Raw genomic sequence first — 19,201 nt, 5'->3', positions numbered from 1 at the left:
ATTTAAAGCCCGTATATAAGAGCGCATCTACTACTAATTTTTCAAAAGATGTTGATTACTTCAGGGAGTCCATATAAGAGGGATGAGGCGCAAGCCTCACCCTACTCGATGTTTGCAATTTTAGTTGGGCTAAATCCCCTCAAAGATTATGATGATTAATGGTATAAGAAAACTAGCAATATACATAAGCGTTTAATAGCTAGACACAAGTGGCTGAAGATCTAAGTGACTGAAATAGTAGTAGGGCAGCAAGAGAAAATGCAGGTGGAAACAATCAAAATTATTGAGCAGTTTAAGCGCGTTTTAGGTGACGGTGCTGTCTCGCATTCGCGTAAAAGAACTAAGCATTATCGAACGGGCTGGCGTTCTGGAAAAGGCGAGGCGCTCGCTGTCTTATTCCCTCAAACGTTAATGGAATACTGGGAAGTGCTCAAAGTATGTGTGGCTGAAAACTGTATTATCATCATGCAGGCTGCTAATACGGGGTTGACCGAGGGTTCTACGCCAAGTGGCGACGACTATGACAGGCCAGTGGTAATTATTAACACTTTAGCGATGAATGAGATAGTACTGCTTAATGAGGGAAAGCAGGCTTTAAGCTTCCCAGGTGCCACGCTTCACAAGCTTGAGAAAATGCTAGGACCCATGGGGCGAGCGCCGCATTCTGTTATTGGTTCCTCTTGCTTAGGCGCCTCAATTATCGGCGGGGTTGCGAACAATTCGGGCGGTGCATTGGTTAAACGCGGGCCGGCTTATACCGAACTCTCGCTATTTGCCAAAGTAAATAGTGAGGGTAATTTAACCCTTGTTAATCATTTAGGTATCGATTTAGGAAGCTCACCCGAAGATATAATTCAAAACCTCTCTTCAGGTCGTTTTTCTAAAGACGAGTTGCAATGGGATAAAAAAGCCTCGGCCAGTGACTATGAGAAAAGAGTAAGAGACACAAGTGCGGATACGCCAAGCCGATTTAACGCTGATACAACACGCCTTTATGAAGCAAGCGGATGTGCGGGCAAAATCGCTGTTTTTGCGGTAATCGTAGATACGTTTGAGGTGCCTGACGAAGAGCAAACTTTTTACGTGGGAACCAATGACCCTAATGTCTTGACGCGCATAAGACGAGATTTTTTGGAGCAGTTTTCCCAGCTACCTGAGGTAGGGGAGTATTTGCACAGAGATATGTTTAATATTGCAGAAAAGTATGGCAAAGATACGTGCCTGAGTATCCATCATTTGGGTACCGATGCACTTCCAAAACTTTTCGCAATGAAGGGACGTATTGACGCCGTTCTGAATAAATCGCCCTTGTTTCCAAGCAACCTCACAGACAAAGTAATGCAGTTTGTAGGCGGCTTATTTCCTGCGTTTCTACCTCGTTCGTTAACTAATTTCAGAGATAAATACGAGCATCATCTTATTATTAAAATGAGTAACCAAGGCGTTCAAGAGGCCAAAGATTATTTAAGCCGGTTATTTGATGAAGAGGGGAACGGGGAATTTATTATTTGTAATAAAGAAGAAGCGGCAAGGGCATTTTTACTCAGGTTTGCAGCAGCTGGAGCAGCCGTTCGTTATCAAACGCTTCACGCACATGATGTGGGAGAAGTGTTAGCGCTGGATATTGCACTTAGGCGCAATGACGAAGACTGGCTGGAAACACTACCTGCGCATATCTCAGAGCATATTGATAAATCTCTCTACTACGGACACTTTTTCTGCCACGTATTTCATCAAGACTACGTGCTTAAAAAGGACGCAGATGCCAAACAAGTTAAAGCTGATATGCTCGCATTGCTCGACACCCGTGGAGCCAAATATCCAGCTGAGCATAACGTAGGGCATTTGTATAAAGCGGAAGATGGTCTTCAAAAGTTCTACCGAGAGCTAGACCCCACCAATACCTTTAATCCAGGCATTGGTGGGATGGATAAGTATGCAAGAAATTGTGCGTGCTGTGTGTAGCTGACGAACTACTCATGCCCAATTGTGCAGCGCTTTTTATAGGCTCTCCAATAGTGCCCTTGCTTGAGGGCGCTTGAAGAATGGGCGCTCTACATTTACCGCATACTCAAGTTCTTTCTTCGCTTCATCGATTCTGTTGAGTTTTGCGAGGGTATAGCCAAGGTGATAGCGAATATTTGGATCTTTAGCATCTCTGGCAAAAGCGTCTCTAAGCATTTTTAAGCTTTGCTCATACTCACCTCGCAGCGCCTTTATATGGCCATAGGTATTTAGAATACTTGCTGAGTTTGGTTGGAGCTCAAAGGCTTTTTGCGCATAGTTTCTCGCGGTAACGAGTGAATTCTCTATGCTCATTATTGCCAGTCGATTATAGGCTTCTGCTGGGTTAAGCAAATTAGGCTCTTCAACCAACTCTTCATATAAAGTAGTCGACTCTTCAAAATCTCGGATAAAAAATAAATACTGCGCCAATAAATTTTTGGCCAGTAGGTTGTTGCCGTTTTCTTTTACCATCTCTCGGGCAGTGCTTAGAAAAACATCCACAAACTGTTCGTTGAGAGCATAGCTATAGATAGCAATGAAAGCTTGGGCAAAACTTGGATCAATAGCTAATGCGCGTTTATAAGCGTTAACTGCGGACTCGCTTTTGTCTAGGTTAGCATTAAGCCTACCCGTCAAGAAATGATAGACCGGACTCTGCTGCTGCTCTTTCGATAGGCTGCTCAGTAATGTTTTCGCTTTCTCATTGTTTTGTAGGTCTAGTAGAAGGCTCGCGTAGCGTAAGGTAACAAACGTATTGCCGTTGGAAATTTCATAGGCTCTTGCCATGGCAGCCTCTGCTGCTTCGTTGTTACCAATAGCGCGAACCTGCTCCATATAAGTGATTAACTTACCCACATCATTGTTGATAAAGTTGCGAACAATACTTAATGTTTTCTCTGCATCAGCGCGTTCGTTGGTTTGTATTTGCAATGCAGCCTTACGAAGAAGATAGTCTGCATTATCAAAATCATCTTTTAGCAGTAGATCTAAGTGATACAGCGCATTTTTGGTGTCGCCCTGCTGTTGATATAAAGATGAAAGGCGTTCTCTTGCCGCCATGTTTGATGGTGATAGCGTGAGAATATCTAGATAAATCTGTTTAGCCTTATCTAACTCACCTTCTTTTGAAAGGTTAAATGCTTTGAGCATCAATGTTTCGTTGTGCTGAGGAGATAGCGTTAATAGCTCTTCGATAAGCTGATTAGACTGCTCAACATTGCCTAATCTACTTTGCGTGGCGGCTAAATTAAATTTCGCTGGGAATAACGTAGGGTTTTGTTTCAGCGCTTTTTCGATATTGGTTTTTGCGTCTTCAAGAAGTCCCTGACGTATTAGAATTCCGGCCTTCAAGTTATACACTTCGGCTTCATTAGGAAATAAGGCACTAAGGAGCTCTGCGCCGTTCAATGCTTTATCAAATTTTTCGGCTTGCAAGTTCATTAGCGAATAAGTAAATAGGAATCCTCCGTTATCACGGTACGCTGGTAGATTGTCTTCTAATATAGAAAGTGCCTCTTCTCGCTTGCCTCTTGCGGCCATCAGCTTAATTTTGAAAAGCTGTAACTTGCCTTCGTTAGGATATTTATACTCTAAGTTTTGCAGTAAACGTTCCGCTTTAAACGCTTTGTTTTGGCTTATAAAAAGATTGCCAAGCATAAGTGCTGAATCGGGGTCTTCCATAAGCGATTCCTGATGACGTTCAAGTAGTAGTAGCGCTTGCTTATCCTGCTGTGTGGCCATATAAACCTGACTTAGCATCAACACTGCTTGCAGATCGTCAGGCTCTTTTTGCAAGTAAGAAGTGAAATCCTTCGCTGCAGTTTCCATATTGTTATTGAAAAAGTTAGTTAGCCCGCTGATGTACAAAAGCATAGGTTGTGAGGTAATAAGTTCTGGGTCTAGCTGCGCCATAAACTCATTCAGCTCTTTTAGCTTTTCATTATCTATCGCCTGTTCGTTGTCTCTACTTTGAAGCCAGCTGTTGAGAAGTATGGCAAGCGGATCATTCGGTGTATCTTCAATAATCTCGTCTACAAACACTTTAGCGGTGTCGTAGTCTTTAGCTTCTAAATAGAGGTCTACGAGATTACGCAGAGCAATGGGATCGTCCCGATTAAAGGTTAATGCTTTTTGTAAGTGTGCAGTTGCTGCATCCTTGTCGCCCTGCCGATAAGCAAGTTGGCCTTTCAATCGCCACGTTATGGCGTTTTCTGGCTCTACATCCATAGCTCTGTTGATGAGTGTCGACGCCTTCGTTAAATCTTCGTTTTGAAGAGCAATTGAGGCTAAACCATTTATCGCAGGCACAAAGTTGGGGGCGCGAGATAAGAGTGCGTTGTAATCTTTAAGGGCACAGGCTTCATCTTCTAAACGAATGCATGCAGTGGCGCGGATAAGCAGCCATTCTTGCTCAGAGTCACCCGAGAGTTTGTCTAGCTCTTCAAAGTCGACGATATCTTGGTATTTGTTCAAAAACAGCCAGGTATTCCCTAGAGGCTCAGCGACTAAGTTTATATCGGCCCCCATTTCTAGAGCTTCTACAAACTCTATTTCAGCTGCGGTAAGGTAACCATTGATAAGTAGGATTTCTCCCATCAGAATTTTAGCGGCTAAATTTTCAGGGTCTTTTTGCAGGCTATTTTTAAGGTGTATATACGCTTCGTCATACTCACTTTGATTGAACGCAGTTAACGCCTTCTCGTAATCCTCTGATGTTGTGGCAAAACCGTTCACGGTGAAAAAAGAGGTGGCGATGACAGAGAAGAGAGCGCGTTTAACAAAGCGCTTTTTATTATTAAACAAGTTCATAGTTACCTTTGGGTTTGCCTTACTCAAGCATAAAAATAGCATAAAAAAAGGTGGCCTAAGCCACCTTCTAAAGATACGTGTTTTTTAATTGTTTTAAAACAATTAAGCGCGACGTTTGCGTCTGTAAAGCACTAAACCAAGACCTAAGCTCATTAACGCGAGTGCTCCGGGCTCGCTGACTTGGGCTGGTGGAGTAGTGTTATTAACCTGTTTAGTATTAAACTGAATTGATGATATTTTAAACGCATCATTGTTCTCATCCCCACCAATATCCCCGAAGGCTTTGTTATAAGCGCCAACAAGCCAGTAATTGGAATATTCGTTATCTAAAGAACTTAAGTCTGCTACACCGTTATTTTTGCCACCTGTAATATTGAAAGAGGCTGATATCGCATTGAGAGCTATAGTGCCCCACGATTCTCCTTCTATCTCAGGCGCGCCTTCGATAGATACAACAGAAACTTGCTGATCCTCACCATTATTAGCATTCCATCCAAAATCGATTTGAGAGACATTTACTTCTGAATCAAAAGAAAACAACAGATATTCAAATGAATTTACAGGTGTTTCGTTTACTTCCTCACCATAATTGTCAATGGTTTGGTGATCGCCTGGTGACTCCAAGTTATTTCTTATTCCATAACCATACCCATCAACAAGTTGAGCTGTTGCAGATTCTATAGTGTCAAGGTCTTCAGTTGTTTCAACAGATGTGTTTCTACAAAAAATCCAGACACAAGTTCTTCCAGAATTAGTTTGTACAGATATTGCGGTATCCGCCCATGCAGATATCGCAACATTTACTCCATCAATATCTATTCCAGAGGGGCTCAATACACCAGACGCATCATGCTCCATGAGGTCATATGAATACTCTTTTATTAATGTGTCTTCAGCATTTACTAGACTGATTTGCAAGGCAACCAAAACAAAAAAGGAAATCAATTTTTTCATTAATATATACTACTACAACAACTACAGATATTGCTTGAAAGCACAGAGTGTGCCAGTTTTAACCTTTTGTTTTTGCTCGATAATATTTGAATGAAGTTTTGTGGAGTAAAAAAAACTGACAGGTTGTACCACTTGTCATTGATCTAAAGTCTAGTTTAGTTAAACAGAGTTTTACGACGCAACATTGCAAACAAAGAACAAGCCATTAGCAAGCCCACAGTGCCAGGTTCTGACACTTCAGTTGTGTTTGATGTTTCCGCAATTTCCTTAACAGAAAAATCAACAGCTGCTAATTTAAACGCATCATTTCCAACACGCCCACCAATATTGCCGAAAACAGTATTGTATGCACCAACTAGCCAGTAATTTGCGGCATCTTTAAATGTGAAATTGGCCGCATAATCAGAATTCCCAGAGCTTTTTATGTCAAATGAACCTGTAGTTAGCGCATCGTCCACAATATTGCTCCACGTGCTGGTGCCCGACGTTAGTATCGACGTATTATTAAGTGCTGCAACTGAAACTTGGCTATCGTCTAAATTAGCGAGCCATGAGAATCCAGCACCCGTAAGCGTGACTGCTTTATCAAAAGATAACAAAACAAAATCATAATCACGTTCAACATTTGTTATGCCACTAAAATAGGCATTGTTGCTACCTTGGCTGTAGTGGTTTACGTTATCGATAGCATGATCAGACCATCCGTAATAACCGGCTTCATCATTATTTGTAACGCCATATGCCCACTTGTCAGATATTTTTTCTAAGCTAGCTCCAACAACAACTTCGTTGTGAATATTTTGCGTATCTGCAAAGGCTGCTAGTGAAATTTTCACTCCATTAACTGTTACATTAGAGTTTGCAGCATTAGTTCCATAAGATACGCCATCGGCCACTAGGTCATACGGTTTGTTTGTATCGTTGCTATATGTATTTTCTTTTAAAGAGGAGTTGCAAGCGTGTTTCGCACTCTTTGAATTACAGTTTTTATAAAAGTCTTTATTTTTCTTTGCGTAGGCTGGAGATGCGGTCACTGTAAATGCGAACAATAGAGGTAAAACTAGAAATATTTGACCTAATTTTGAATTGCAAGATTTGTACATAGTAAGACTCCTGAAGCCCAGCTTGTGATTGGCGCTCTGAAATGAGTGCTTGGCACTCAATATGGCGTGTACTAAACGCGCATTGATGAATACATATGATAAATAAATGGATTAGAGAGTTAGGTATGTACCTTGATACTTTGTTATTGCTTATAGGCAATAACCGTGCAGACAAACAGATTTATTTTGTGTGAAAACGAGGGAGGTAAAGCAAGGAGCTTATTTAGTCACCTCATAAAATATGCGGAAAAGGTACTAATAATGTTTCTTACGAAAGCCAACATTCCTTACTTTACTATGCGCAAACCAATATCTATGGAATAATTACATCATTATATATGTAGAGCTATGAGGACATATGTCTGAACAAAAGCGTAAAGGGATATACTTGCTCCCCAACTTATTAACTACTGCGGGTCTGTTTTCAGGCTTTTTTGCGGTTGTGTCATCTATGAATGGTCGTTTCGAAGCTGCGGCTGTTGCTATCTTTGTCGCCATGATCTTTGACGGGCTCGATGGTCGAGTTGCTCGTATGACTAATACGCAAAGCGACTTCGGGGCTGAATACGACTCTATGGCAGATATGGTGTCGTTTGGTATGGCTCCAGCATTGGTGGCATATAACTGGGGTTTAACCGAGCTAGGTAAGCTGGGCTGGCTTGCTGCGTTTGTTTATGTAGCAGGAGCCGCGTTGAGGTTGGCAAGATTTAATACGCAAGTAGGTATAGCAGACAAACGCTTCTTCCAAGGGTTAGCAAGCCCAGCAGCTGCGGCGGTCGTATCTGGCCTTGTGTGGGTTGGCGTAGAGTACGATGTTAACGGTACAGACTACGGTATTGTTGTTGCTATAGTAACAGGCCTTGCTGGCTTGTTTATGGTAAGCAATTTTAAATATAACTCTTTTAAAGAAGTGAACTGGCATGGAAAGGTTCCATTTGTCGCGTTGCTACTTGTACTACTTATATTCATTGTGGTGGCAACTGAACCAGCGCTAGTTTTATTTATTGTTTTTGCGTTATATGCACTTGCTGGTCCTATCAATACATTTAGAACAGTTGATAAAGTTACTTTAGATGATGTCGTTGGCGACCATGAAGAAGATGCAGATTTTAAAAGTGCCAAGCGCAATGATGTAGAGCAACCCAGCGATGAACAGAAAAACGGGTAAAGACTTGTTATCTTAATTTCGTCTTGTTTAATACTGCGAGAAGAACCGAGTATTCAACCGAGTATTCAACTTAGATTTCAGCGATAACTGAACATTATGAACAAAAAGCGACCACTCGGTCGCTTTTTTGCTTTTTATTCAAAGAAAGCTATTGACGAAAGCCTGCAGATAAGTAAAATGCGCATCCGCTTCGGGGGAAAAGCCAAACGGCAGAGACCGCGAAGTTAGTCTCTACTACCTTTGTAAGGCAGTAAGGACGGGAGTTTCGAAGAAACGCTTCAGAAAATAAATTTTCAAAAAGTGTTGACAGTAAAAACTTCCAGCGTTTAATGCGCTCCTCACTCGAACAGGGTGAGTCACCAAGAAGCAGCGGCTTACGGTGAGATAGCGACGAAGTCGCTATGTTCTTTAACAATTTAGACAAGACAATCTGTGTGGGCACTCGTTAAGAGTGTCTATACGACGATTCATAATTCGATATATTTAATTGAAGAGTTTGATCATGGCTCAGATTGAACGCTGGCGGCAGGCCTAACACATGCAAGTCGAACGGTAGCAGGATGTGCTTGCACATCGCTGACGAGTGGCGGACGGGTGAGTAATGCTTGGGAACTTGCCTTTGCGAGGGGGATAACAGTTGGAAACGACTGCTAATACCGCATAACGTCTACGGACCAAACGGGGCTTAGGCTCCGGCGCAGAGAGAGGCCCAAGTGAGATTAGCTAGTTGGTGAGGTAAAGGCTCACCAAGGCGACGATCTCTAGCTGTTCTGAGAGGAAGATCAGCCACACTGGGACTGAGACACGGCCCAGACTCCTACGGGAGGCAGCAGTGGGGAATATTGCACAATGGGGGAAACCCTGATGCAGCCATGCCGCGTGTGTGAAGAAGGCCTTCGGGTTGTAAAGCACTTTCAGTTGTGAGGAAAAGTGAGTAGTTAATACCTGCTCACCGTGACGTTAGCAACAGAAGAAGCACCGGCTAACTCCGTGCCAGCAGCCGCGGTAATACGGAGGGTGCGAGCGTTAATCGGAATTACTGGGCGTAAAGCGCACGCAGGCGGTTTGTTAAGCTAGATGTGAAAGCCCCGGGCTCAACCTGGGACGGTCATTTAGAACTGGCAGACTAGAGTCTTGGAGAGGGGAGTGGAATTCCAGGTGTAGCGGTGAAATGCGTAGATATCTGGAGGAACATCAGTGGCGAAGGCGACTCCCTGGCCAAAGACTGACGCTCATGTGCGAAAGTGTGGGTAGCGAACAGGATTAGATACCCTGGTAGTCCACACCGTAAACGCTGTCTACTAGCTGTTTGTGACTTTAAGTCGTGAGTAGCGAAGCTAACGCGATAAGTAGACCGCCTGGGGAGTACGGCCGCAAGGTTAAAACTCAAATGAATTGACGGGGGCCCGCACAAGCGGTGGAGCATGTGGTTTAATTCGATGCAACGCGAAGAACCTTACCTACACTTGACATGCAGAGAACTTTCCAGAGATGGATTGGTGCCTTCGGGAACTCTGACACAGGTGCTGCATGGCTGTCGTCAGCTCGTGTCGTGAGATGTTGGGTTAAGTCCCGCAACGAGCGCAACCCTTGTCCTTAGTTGCCAGCATTTAGTTGGGCACTCTAAGGAGACTGCCGGTGACAAACCGGAGGAAGGTGGGGACGACGTCAAGTCATCATGGCCCTTACGTGTAGGGCTACACACGTGCTACAATGGCATTTACAGAGGGAAGCGAGACAGTGATGTGGAGCGGACCCCTTAAAGAATGTCGTAGTCCGGATTGGAGTCTGCAACTCGACTCCATGAAGTCGGAATCGCTAGTAATCGCAAGTCAGAATATTGCGGTGAATACGTTCCCGGGCCTTGTACACACCGCCCGTCACACCATGGGAGTGGGATGCAAAAGAAGTAGTTAGTTTAACCTTCGGGAGAACGATTACCACTTTGTGTTTCATGACTGGGGTGAAGTCGTAACAAGGTAACCCTAGGGGAACCTGGGGTTGGATCACCTCCTTACCAAAAACGTCGAAAGACGCCTTGATGCAGTGCCTACACAGATTGTTTTGTCTAGAATATAAAGAACGACACAAGTTTATGGGGCTATAGCTCAGCTGGGAGAGCGCCTGATTTGCATTCAGGAGGTCAGCAGTTCGATCCTGCTTAGCTCCACCACTCTTTACCGCAAACACTTATTTCGTAAGTGGTCGTGATAAATAACTTACCGTCGATGTAAAATCGACTTGTTATTTATCTACTCGCTAAAGTGAAGAGATTAGTCGCTTAGGCGCGGATAAACTGAAGGCTTGTAGCTCAGCTGGTTAGAGCGCACCCCTGATAAGGGTGAGGTCGGCAGTTCAAGTCTGCCCAAGCCTACCAATTCTACTTGCTTGCGTTATTTTGAACGCTGCGATACTCATGTGCTAGCGCACACTGCGTTTCTCGCATTCAAACTAACTTTACCAAGCGAATTGGTTGTGGTTTTACGTTACTTGCGTTGCAAGTGGTCGTGAAAAATCGCTTTACCGGAAGCAGAGCTTCCTGACGATTTTGCTACTCGCTAAAGATGGTGGTAGTCAAACAAATCGTTAGCGTATGTGTCGAGATGGACATCAAATCCTAATGAATATTTACTTTTTAAGTAAGCATTGATTAGGGTTTTTTACCCTAAGGGAGCATTTACGATACTCTAGAGAGTAATGTAATTCCTCCTTGCGCAAAAGTCATGACAAAAAGCGTCATGATTTTGCACGATAGTTCTTTAACAATTTGGAAAGCTGATATTAATAGTAATCAATCAGAAGAGTAATTGAGAAGTCGATAGACGCACTTTTTACTCTACTTGACTTGAATTGCTTGTTATCTAAGAGCGCTGAAAAGCGTGCCAATCGGCAAGCCGATTAGCAAGAAGATAGCAAGGCAATTCTTCCGATTAGCTTGTCATGCATACAACATTACCCTTGTCCGATTTCAAAAGGCGGACATGAGGCCGATACTCAAGGCTTTTTAGGGTTGTATGGTTAAGTGACGAAGCGTATACGGTGGATGCCTTGGCAGTTAGAGGCGATGAAGGACGTGTAAGTCTGCGAAAAGCTGTGGTGAGCCGACAAAATGCATTTGAGCCACAGATGTCCGAATGGGGAAACCCACCTGTTTACAGGTATCGTTACATGAATACATAGTGTAACGAGGCGAACGAGGGGAACTGAAACATCTAAGTACCCTTAGGAAAAGAAATCAATTGAGATTCCCCTAGTAGCGGCGAGCGAACGGGGAGCAGCCCTTAAGCTGTTTAGTGTGTAGTGGAATCCTTTGGGAAGAGGAGCGATACAGGGTGATAGCCCCGTACACGTAGCGTGCTTTACAGTGAAATCGAGTAGGTCGGGACACGTGTTATCTTGACTGAATATGGGGGGACCATCCTCCAAGGCTAAATACTCCTAACTGACCGATAGTGAACCAGTACCGTGAGGGAAAGGCGAAAAGAACCCCTGTGAGGGGAGTGAAATAGAACCTGAAACCGTATACGTACAAGCAGTGGGAGCCCCATCACTAAGTGCCTTTAGTGATGTGACTCACAAAGCATAATAGCCAGTTTGATTTAACGTCAACGTTGACCTGCGAAGCAGCCAACGGTAAACCGCAAAAAATCAAGCAGGGTGCTTAGTGATGGGGTGACTGCGTACCTTTTGTATAATGGGTCAGCGACTTATATTTAGTAGCAAGGTTAAGCGAATAGCGGAGCCGTAGCGAAAGCGAGTGTTAACTGCGCGTTGAGTTGCTAGGTATAGACCCGAAACCCGGTGATCTAGCCATGGGCAGGTTGAAGGTTGAGTAACATCAACTGGAGGACCGAACCGACTGACGTTGAAAAGTCAGCGGATGACTTGTGGCTGGGGGTGAAAGGCCAATCAAACCGGGAGATAGCTGGTTCTCCCCGAAATCTATTTAGGTAGAGCCTCGGACGAATTCCATTGGGGGTAGAGCACTGTTAAGGCTAGGGGGTCATCCCGACTTACCAACCCTTTGCAAACTCCGAATACCAATGAGAACTATCCGGGAGACACACGGCGGGTGCTAACGTCCGTCGTGGAGAGGGAAACAACCCAGACCGCCAGCTAAGGTCCCAAAATATTGCTAAGTGGGAAACGATGTGGGAAGGCATAGACAGCTAGGAGGTTGGCTTAGAAGCAGCCACCCTTTAAAGAAAGCGTAATAGCTCACTAGTCGAGTCGGCCTGCGCGGAAGATGTAACGGGGCTAAGCAATATACCGAAGCTGCGGCAGAGGACATCACTTAACTTCATTTATGATGAAAGCTAACAGCATCGTCGCGAAGCGGCCTGCTGGTAAAGCGTTTATCACAGTGGAGTGGGGTTAAGGATGTCCTCTGGGTAGGGGAGCGTTGTGTAAGTGGATGAAGGTGAGTTGTAAAGCTTGCTGGACATATCACAAGTGCGAATGCTGACATGAGTAACGATAATGGGAGTGAAAAACTCCCACGCCGGAAGACCAAGGTTTCCTGTCCCATGCTAATCAGGGCAGGGTAAGTCGGCCCCTAAGGCGAGGCAGAAATGCGTAGTCGATGGGAAACGGATTAATATTTCCGTACTTGTATAATCAGTGATGGAGGGACGGAGAAGGCTAGGCAAGCTTGGCGTTGGTTGTCCAAGTGAAAGTGAGTAGGCTGCGTATTTAGGTAAATCCGGATACGCTCTTTAAAAGAGAAAGGCCGAGACACGAGACGAGCTCCCAAGGGAGTGAAGTTGTTGATGCCCTGCTTCCAGGAAAAGCTTCTAAACTTATGATTATATGAACCGTACCCCAAACCGACACAGGTGGTCAGGTAGAGAATACTAAGGCGCTTGAGAGAACTCGGGTGAAGGAACTCGGCAAAATTGTACCGTAACTTCGGGAGAAGGTACGCCTCTGTTTGTGAACACTTCGCGTGGTAAGCAAATGGAGGCCGCAGTGACCAGGTGGCTGGGACTGTTTATTAAAAACACAGCACTCTGCAAACTCGTAAGAGGACGTATAGGGTGTGACACCTGCCCGGTGCCGGAAGGTTAATTGATGGGGTTAGCGTAAGCGAAGCTCTTGATCGAAGCCCCGGTAAACGGCGGCCGTAACTATAACGGTCCTAAGGTAGCGAAATTCCTTGTCGGGTAAGTTCCGACCTGCACGAATGGTGTAACCATGGCCACGCTGTCTCCACCCGAGACTCAGTGAAATTGAAATCGCAGTGAAGATGCTGTGTACCCGCACCTAGACGGAAAGACCCCGTGAACCTTTACTACAGCTTGGCACTGAACATTGAACCTACATGTGTAGGATAGGTGGGAGGCTTCGAAGCACAGTCGCTAGATTGTGTGGAGCCGTCCTTGAAATACCACCCTTGTATGTTTGATGTTCTAACATTGGTCCCTTATCGGGATTGTGGACAGTGTCTGGTGGGTAGTTTGACTGGGGCGGTCTCCTCCCAAATAGTAACGGAGGAGCACGAAGGTTAGCTAATCACGGTCGGACATCGTGAGGTTAGTGCAATGGCATAAGCTAGCTTAACTGCGAGACAGACACGTCGAGCAGGTACGAAAGTAGGTCATAGTGATCCGGTGGTTCTGTATGGAAGGGCCATCGCTCAACGGATAAAAGGTACTCCGGGGATAACAGGCTGATACCGCCCAAGAGTTCATATCGACGGCGGTGTTTGGCACCTCGATGTCGGCTCATCACATCCTGGGGCTGAAGTCGGTCCCAAGGGTATGGCTGTTCGCCATTTAAAGTGGTACGCGAGCTGGGTTTAGAACGTCGTGAGACAGTTCGGTCCCTATCTGGTGTGGGCGTTGGATGATTGATGGGAGCTGCTCCTAGTACGAGAGGACCGGAGTGGACGAACCGCTGGTGTTCGGGTTGTCATGCCAATGGCATTGCCCGGTAGCTACGTTCGGAACGGATAACCGCTGAAAGCATCTAAGCGGGAAGCCGGCCCAAAGATGAGTCATCCCTGACCTTTAAGGTCTGGAAGGGTTGTTATAGACGATGACGTTGATAGGCAGGGTGTGGAAGCGTTGTAAGGCGTTAAGCTAACCTGTACTAATTGCCCGAGAGGCTTAACCATACAACGCCTAAAAGGCTTCGGTGAGAAGTTGGCGTTGTAAGCAAATTGATAAGCAAATCGATAGGATGTGACAAACAACACTATGTACTGTTGGTCCTCCTTGCGCAAAAGTCATGATAAAAAGCAATCATGATTTTGCACCACAAGTAGAGTGAAAAGTAAGTTACTCACTGATTGAATTAATATCAAACTTTCCTAAATTGTTATCAGTTTTTTCCTGGCAGCCATAGCGATACGGTACCACCTGACTCCATTCCGAACTCAGAAGTGAAACGTATTAGCGCCGATGGTAGTGTGGGGTCTCCCCATGTGAGAGTAGGACACTGCCAGGTCCCATTAAGAAAAACCCGCCTAACGGCGGGTTTTTTGCTTTATAGCATCCCAAAAATCATAAACGGGGTCAGATCCACATTAAGCACTCCTTCAAAGCCTAGCGATACGTTCCTTAAAGACTTAACGTGATGCTAGCCCACGCTAGAGCTTACCGTAAGCGTCCGGCAATCCCACCTAGCGCTTAGTAAACTGCCATGGTAGTAGTTGCTCGATGTTCGACTCTGGCTTGCTGAGTTCATCAAGGCACGTCATCACATACTCGAACACATTGAGGTCGTTGGCCTTAGCGGTTTCGATGATGCTGTAGAGCATTGCGCTGGCGTTTGCGCCTGTGGCGGTTTGGCTAAACAGCCAGTTTTTTCTGCCTATGACGAACGGTTTAATCGCGCGCTCAGCGCGATTATTATCAATACTTAGTTGGCCGTCGAGTGTATAACGAACAAGCTTTTCCCATTGATTCAAGCTGTATTGTATCGCTTCACCTAATTTGGTTTTCGGTAACACTTGTTGAACTGATTTTTCTAGCCATGTGTAGAGCTGATTGAGTAACGGCAGGCTCTTTTCTTGTCGGGCGAGATAGCGCGTTTCCACCGTTTTATCTTTTAGCTGTGTTTCGATGCGGTAGAGTTTTTGGATGTGATTGAGTGCCCAATCTGCTTTGCCACTGCCTTTTTTCCCTGCGCCTTTCTTCGCTTCCATGAACTTGCGACGTGCGTGTGCCCAACAACCGATGAGTGTGGCTTGCGTTTGTTCGTAGCCTTGATAGCCGTCTACTTGTAGGTAGCCGCTATAGCCTTGCAGGAAGTCTACTGCGCATTGCCCAGCCCGACTATTGTGGTAATCGTACAACACGATATTGGATGTCGCTGTATCGGTGATATTACCGCTAGGTGAATCAGCGCCACTGGCGTACAACCACATATAACTGTTCGCTTTTTCAGACTCAACCACCTTCAACGTAGTTTCATCCGCCGCGATAACGGGTTGTTTTAGCAGATGTTGATGAAGCTGGTCATAAAGCGGTTTAAACAACTCAGCACAGCGGATTATCCAGTCCGCTATCGTCTTACGGCTTAATTCGATACCATGCTGTTTAAACATAGATTCTTGACGATACAGCGGTAGCCCATACTGATATTTGCTGGTGATAATTTGGGCTAACAAGCTTGGTGTGGCATAGCCTTTTGGGATAACGCTGTGAGGTACGGGCGCTTGTTTTACCTTATTGCTGATACCGTCTTTCTCACAAGTACGACATGCATATTTAGGACGAACATGCTCAATCACTTTAACCTGAGCAGGGATAAACTGAAGCTTTTCTGACGTATCTTCACCTATGCGATGTAACTCACTCGCACAACAGGCACAGACTTTCTCTTCGTCGCTGATATCGTGAACAATAACTTCGCGGGGCAGGTCTCGAGGCAATGGTTTACGTGTCGGCTTTTTACGAGTGTAGCTAATCGCTTCTTCGGCTATTTCAGTTTCAACAACCAGCTCTTCCGCTTCATTGAACAACTCACCTTGCCCAGGGTGGCCTTCGGTGCTTTTACCGAACTGCTTATGCTGGGCAATACGAAACTGTTCTTCAAGATATTGATACCGCGACATCACCTGCGACAACATCTTTTTCAATGTTGCTGGGTCGTCGGGTAGGTTTTCGATATCAATATTCATGACGTTATTATCATGCAATAAGCCACTGATTACACGACATTATTAAGACTATTTCGTGATCGTTAATCACTACTTATGATCACAGGTTATAAGCCGGATGCATTGTAATGCAACGGCTGATGACCTATGACATCGTAGCCCGATAACAGCCATTGTAGCTGCTGTTCACTCATATGCATCTGTTTTAAGTTCGCATCGACAGGCCATTTAAAGCGATGTTTTTCGAGGCGTTTATACCAGAGTGCGAAGCCCGTTTTATCCCAATAGAGTATTTTGACCTTATCGCGCTTTTTGTTGCAGAAGACGAACAGCGCATCGCGAAACGGATTCAGGTTCATATCCTGCTCAACCACGACAATTAAGCCATTAATCGATTTGCGGAAGTCGACGATATCCATGTACAAGTAAATGTCGGCAGGCTCTACGAACATCTTCATTCGGCCAATGCCTTCATCACAGTAGCAACCCAGTGAGGGTTAATAGTGGTTGGCACGCTAAGTTGAGCGTTTCCCAATTTCAGGAGGAGGTCGCCACCCATTGCTTCGGTGTAGGATTCAACCTTCGTGACTTCACGTTTCACCTGAACAAACTTGCTGCTTGTTCGTTGAAGCCGAATATCGCGACGTCGGGTATAGTAAGTTTGAACGTTAATCTGCTGCTGACGACAAAACTCTACCGCAGTGAGTCCGCTTTGCTTTTGCTGCTCGAATAAGTTGAGCCAGTCTTGCACTTCTCTTCGTTGATATTGAGGCATGGTCATTCTCCTTAGTAAAGAGAACACCATGCCGTAGCTAATTTATGAATTGAATGCGGGGATTACCGGACGGACACAGCTTACCTCCTAACAGGCAAGTGTGCTAATGCGGATCTGACCCTCTTTATCGATTCTAAAAATGGTATGCATAAGAGAGGTTAAAAAATAAACGGGGTCAGATCCACATTAAGCACTCGTTCACAGCCTAGAGATACTTTCCTTATAGATTTAAAGTTATGCTAGCCGACGCTAGAGCTCACCTCTTAACAGGTAAGTGTGCTTATTCGGATCTGACCCCGCTTGTTTCGGGGCAGTTTTTCGTAAAGTTTTTGGTACCTGTGGATACGTTAGTAAATTAGTTGGGATGTGTCTTTTATTAAATATATGTTATATACACTACTACTAGGGTCTGTTGATCTTTGCTGTACATATTTCACTCAGCAGTACATGGGTAGCCACATCATTGAAAATGCCAGTGATACCATGCTGGCATAATTCCTTGCTAATTTTTCATACCTCGTTGATATTGAACGATAATGCTTTATTCGAGCAAAGGCGTTTTCAACAAGGTGACGATATTTATAGAGACACCAATCAACGCTGTCTTTATCTATATCCTGACCATAGTTTCGTTTGGGTATGACTGAAGCACCACCTTTAGCTTCAATATATTTCCTCAAAGTATCACTATCGTACCCTTTGTCGCCGACGAAAATGTTAACTTCTCTTAAGTGATCAACTAGACTTTGAGCGCGAGCGATATCATTTCTCTGGCCTTCTGACAGTTCAAAATATATGGGGAGCCCGCCACTATCCACGGCTAGATGAATTTTTGTTGAGTTACCACCTCGGCTCTTTCCAATGCATTCATTATCAGTAGTAGCAGCTCCGGTACTATGCTGATGAGCTTTAATAATTGAACCGTCAGCAAAGACCCAATCGTAATCAGCTAGTTTAGCTAACTCATTGAATAACATATTCAATAAACCTTTCTTTGACCATAAATTGAATCGGCGATAAACGGCGCTCCATCTGCCAAATTCTGCCGGTAAATCACGCCAAGGAATACCGGTTCTCAGCCGGAATAATATCCCTTCAAACGTCATTCTATGTTCTGGTTTGTTGTAAATGCGGCCAGTGCTCTTCATTACTTGAAGTAGCTTTTGCCACCGCTTATCAGTTAGCATTAGTCTTGGCATGGTAGTGAGTTGTTCTTTTACTTTTGGCGAAGCAAATTATAACTCTTTACCATGCTGTTCAAAAACTAATCACGAAAGATCAACACGCCTTAATAACTAGTTTTAGTGTGTGGCTTTTTAATGCGAACTATGAGCAGTTCTCTTATCTACTTTGTAATATTTTTTATTGTGTTGTTTTCACCCATAGTTAAGGGTGAGGGTGATGTGAATAAAAACGTAAAGTCAGTGACTCTTGGGATCGTAGTTTTTCCTCCGCTTGTCATAAAGGACAACGAGACCGGGAAATGTTCTGGTGAAGTTGTAGAGATGTCTGATGTGCTTCTAAAGCAGTTAGGCTATGACATGAAGATCGAATGTATACCCCCTGCTAGATTATATGAAAGAGTTCGTAAGGGAGAGATCGATCTTACCGTTAACGTCAAAGGCACAGCGGCACTTGATGACAACGCTATGTTTATTGAAAAGCCGGTTACTTTCTTAACATTAATCAGACTTGCTAACACCACACGATTAGATGAGAAGTCCATAGCTGGTATTAGAGGATACGATTACATTGGTGAACGTAACCGCCTAGAAGAGCAGGGATATGTATTTTTCGATATGCCGTCGAGTATAGACTCTATAAGATTATTTTTATTTGATAGAACTGCTAACTTGATTACTTATGAAAGACCGTTTTATCATTTCTTGGGCGACCGAAAAACCGACAGTGATACTGCGTTAATAACGCTAAAAAGAAATATCCCAACTTTTTTCGCCGTGTCTCTAAATAGCCCTCACAAGAAAGACCTCTATAATAAGCTGACAGAATTTAGTCGGTCTTTTAACGAGAGCACAATACTTGAGTATACAAAAAACTAAAGACGCAATGTTTCATGTGAGGTATCAAGCTCAGTTGAGTTGAACTATCTATCTGCGTCCTGAAGAGCACTTGTTAATATATTTTAGTAGCATGCGAGAGTAAGCTGACAGTAGAATGCTTAAAAGTTAATAGTAAGTGAAATAATATTTTACTTTTTCAGGTCTAATACTTTGAACGTGTGCAGTGTGTCTACAACGCGATGTGGAACTTTGAGGAAATAA

Annotated in this window: 10 protein-coding genes, 2 tRNA genes and 3 rRNA genes; 8 read left to right on the top strand and 7 right to left on the bottom strand. The window is 44.3% G+C overall.

Annotated elements, in window-relative coordinates; all coding sequences use genetic code 11:
• The first annotated feature begins 258 nt into the window (after positions 1-258).
• Positions 259-1,965 carry a D-lactate dehydrogenase gene (dld, locus tag CW735_RS12875; RefSeq protein ID WP_442857511.1) on the top strand — a complete coding sequence of 569 codons (1,707 nt, stop codon included), beginning with the start codon at positions 259-261 and terminating at the stop codon, positions 1,963-1,965.
• A gap of 36 nt (positions 1,966-2,001) precedes the next feature.
• Here the strand turns inward: dld and prsT are convergent, their stop codons facing one another.
• The 3 genes from prsT to xdp1 (CW735_RS12860) all read right to left on the bottom strand — a co-directional run bounded on the left by prsT (position 2,002) and on the right by xdp1 (CW735_RS12860) (position 6,872).
• Positions 2,002-4,815, bottom strand: coding sequence for an XrtA/PEP-CTERM system TPR-repeat protein PrsT (gene prsT / locus CW735_RS12870; protein ID WP_100972506.1), 2,814 nt, complete (start codon positions 4,813-4,815; stop codon positions 2,002-2,004).
• Positions 4,816-4,917: 102 nt separating this feature from the next.
• Entirely contained in the window at positions 4,918-5,769 is an 852-nt protein-coding gene (gene xdp1, locus CW735_RS12865) for an exosortase-dependent surface protein XDP1 (protein ID WP_100972504.1), read from the bottom strand.
• Positions 5,770-5,924: 155 nt separating this feature from the next.
• Entirely contained in the window at positions 5,925-6,872 is a 948-nt protein-coding gene (gene xdp1 / locus CW735_RS12860; protein ID WP_071980062.1) for an exosortase-dependent surface protein XDP1, read from the bottom strand.
• A gap of 358 nt (positions 6,873-7,230) precedes the next feature.
• Here xdp1 (CW735_RS12860) and pssA point away from each other — a divergent pair, with 358 nt between their 5' ends.
• From pssA to rrf, 6 genes are all read left to right on the top strand, one after another.
• Positions 7,231-8,040, top strand: a complete 810-nt coding sequence (gene pssA, locus CW735_RS12855; protein ID WP_100972502.1) for a CDP-diacylglycerol--serine O-phosphatidyltransferase — start codon at positions 7,231-7,233, stop codon at positions 8,038-8,040.
• A 484-nt stretch (positions 8,041-8,524) separates the two neighbouring features.
• Positions 8,525-10,057 (top strand): 16S ribosomal RNA (locus CW735_RS12850).
• An 80-nt stretch (positions 10,058-10,137) separates the two neighbouring features.
• Positions 10,138-10,213, top strand: a tRNA-Ala gene (locus CW735_RS12845).
• Positions 10,214-10,340: 127 nt separating this feature from the next.
• Positions 10,341-10,417 (top strand) — tRNA-Ile (locus CW735_RS12840).
• A gap of 639 nt (positions 10,418-11,056) precedes the next feature.
• A 23S ribosomal RNA gene (locus CW735_RS12835) occupies positions 11,057-14,155 on the top strand.
• Between the two features lie 216 nt (positions 14,156-14,371).
• Positions 14,372-14,487: ribosomal RNA gene (gene rrf / locus CW735_RS12830) — 5S ribosomal RNA — on the top strand.
• Together the 16S, 23S and 5S rRNA genes with 2 tRNA genes alongside form the textbook arrangement of a ribosomal RNA operon.
• Positions 14,488-14,662: 175 nt before the next feature.
• Here the strand turns inward: rrf and tnpC are convergent.
• From tnpC to CW735_RS12810, 4 genes are all read right to left on the bottom strand, one after another.
• Positions 14,663-16,165, bottom strand: a complete 1,503-nt coding sequence (gene tnpC, locus CW735_RS12825; protein WP_100971755.1) for an IS66 family transposase — start codon at positions 16,163-16,165, stop codon at positions 14,663-14,665.
• A gap of 86 nt (positions 16,166-16,251) precedes the next feature.
• Positions 16,252-16,602 carry an IS66 family insertion sequence element accessory protein TnpB gene (gene tnpB, locus CW735_RS12820; RefSeq protein WP_100971818.1) on the bottom strand — a complete coding sequence of 117 codons (351 nt, stop codon included), beginning with the start codon at positions 16,600-16,602 and terminating at the stop codon, positions 16,252-16,254.
• Complete coding sequence (gene tnpA, locus CW735_RS12815; protein WP_100971820.1) at positions 16,599-16,919, bottom strand: IS66 family insertion sequence element accessory protein TnpA; 321 nt, start codon at positions 16,917-16,919, stop codon at positions 16,599-16,601. Before tnpA ends, tnpB begins: the two co-directional genes overlap by 4 nt.
• Before the next feature lie 437 nt (positions 16,920-17,356).
• Positions 17,357-18,118: an IS5 family transposase gene (locus tag CW735_RS12810; protein ID WP_100970740.1), complete on the bottom strand. Its 762-nt coding sequence runs from the start codon at positions 18,116-18,118 to the stop codon at positions 17,357-17,359.
• A 120-nt stretch (positions 18,119-18,238) separates the two neighbouring features.
• Here CW735_RS12810 and CW735_RS12805 point away from each other — a divergent pair, with 120 nt between their 5' ends.
• The gene (locus CW735_RS12805) at positions 18,239-18,979 is read left to right on the top strand and encodes a hypothetical protein (RefSeq protein WP_157812690.1); all 741 of its coding nucleotides are present in this window, start codon (positions 18,239-18,241) and stop codon (positions 18,977-18,979) included.
• The last annotated feature ends 222 nt before the right edge of the window (positions 18,980-19,201 follow it).

The organism is Alteromonas sp. MB-3u-76, from assembly GCF_002831605.1.
In the GTDB taxonomy this organism is placed as follows: domain Bacteria; phylum Pseudomonadota; class Gammaproteobacteria; order Enterobacterales; family Alteromonadaceae; genus Alteromonas; species Alteromonas hispanica.
This window is presented reverse-complemented; position numbering and strand designations above follow the sequence as displayed.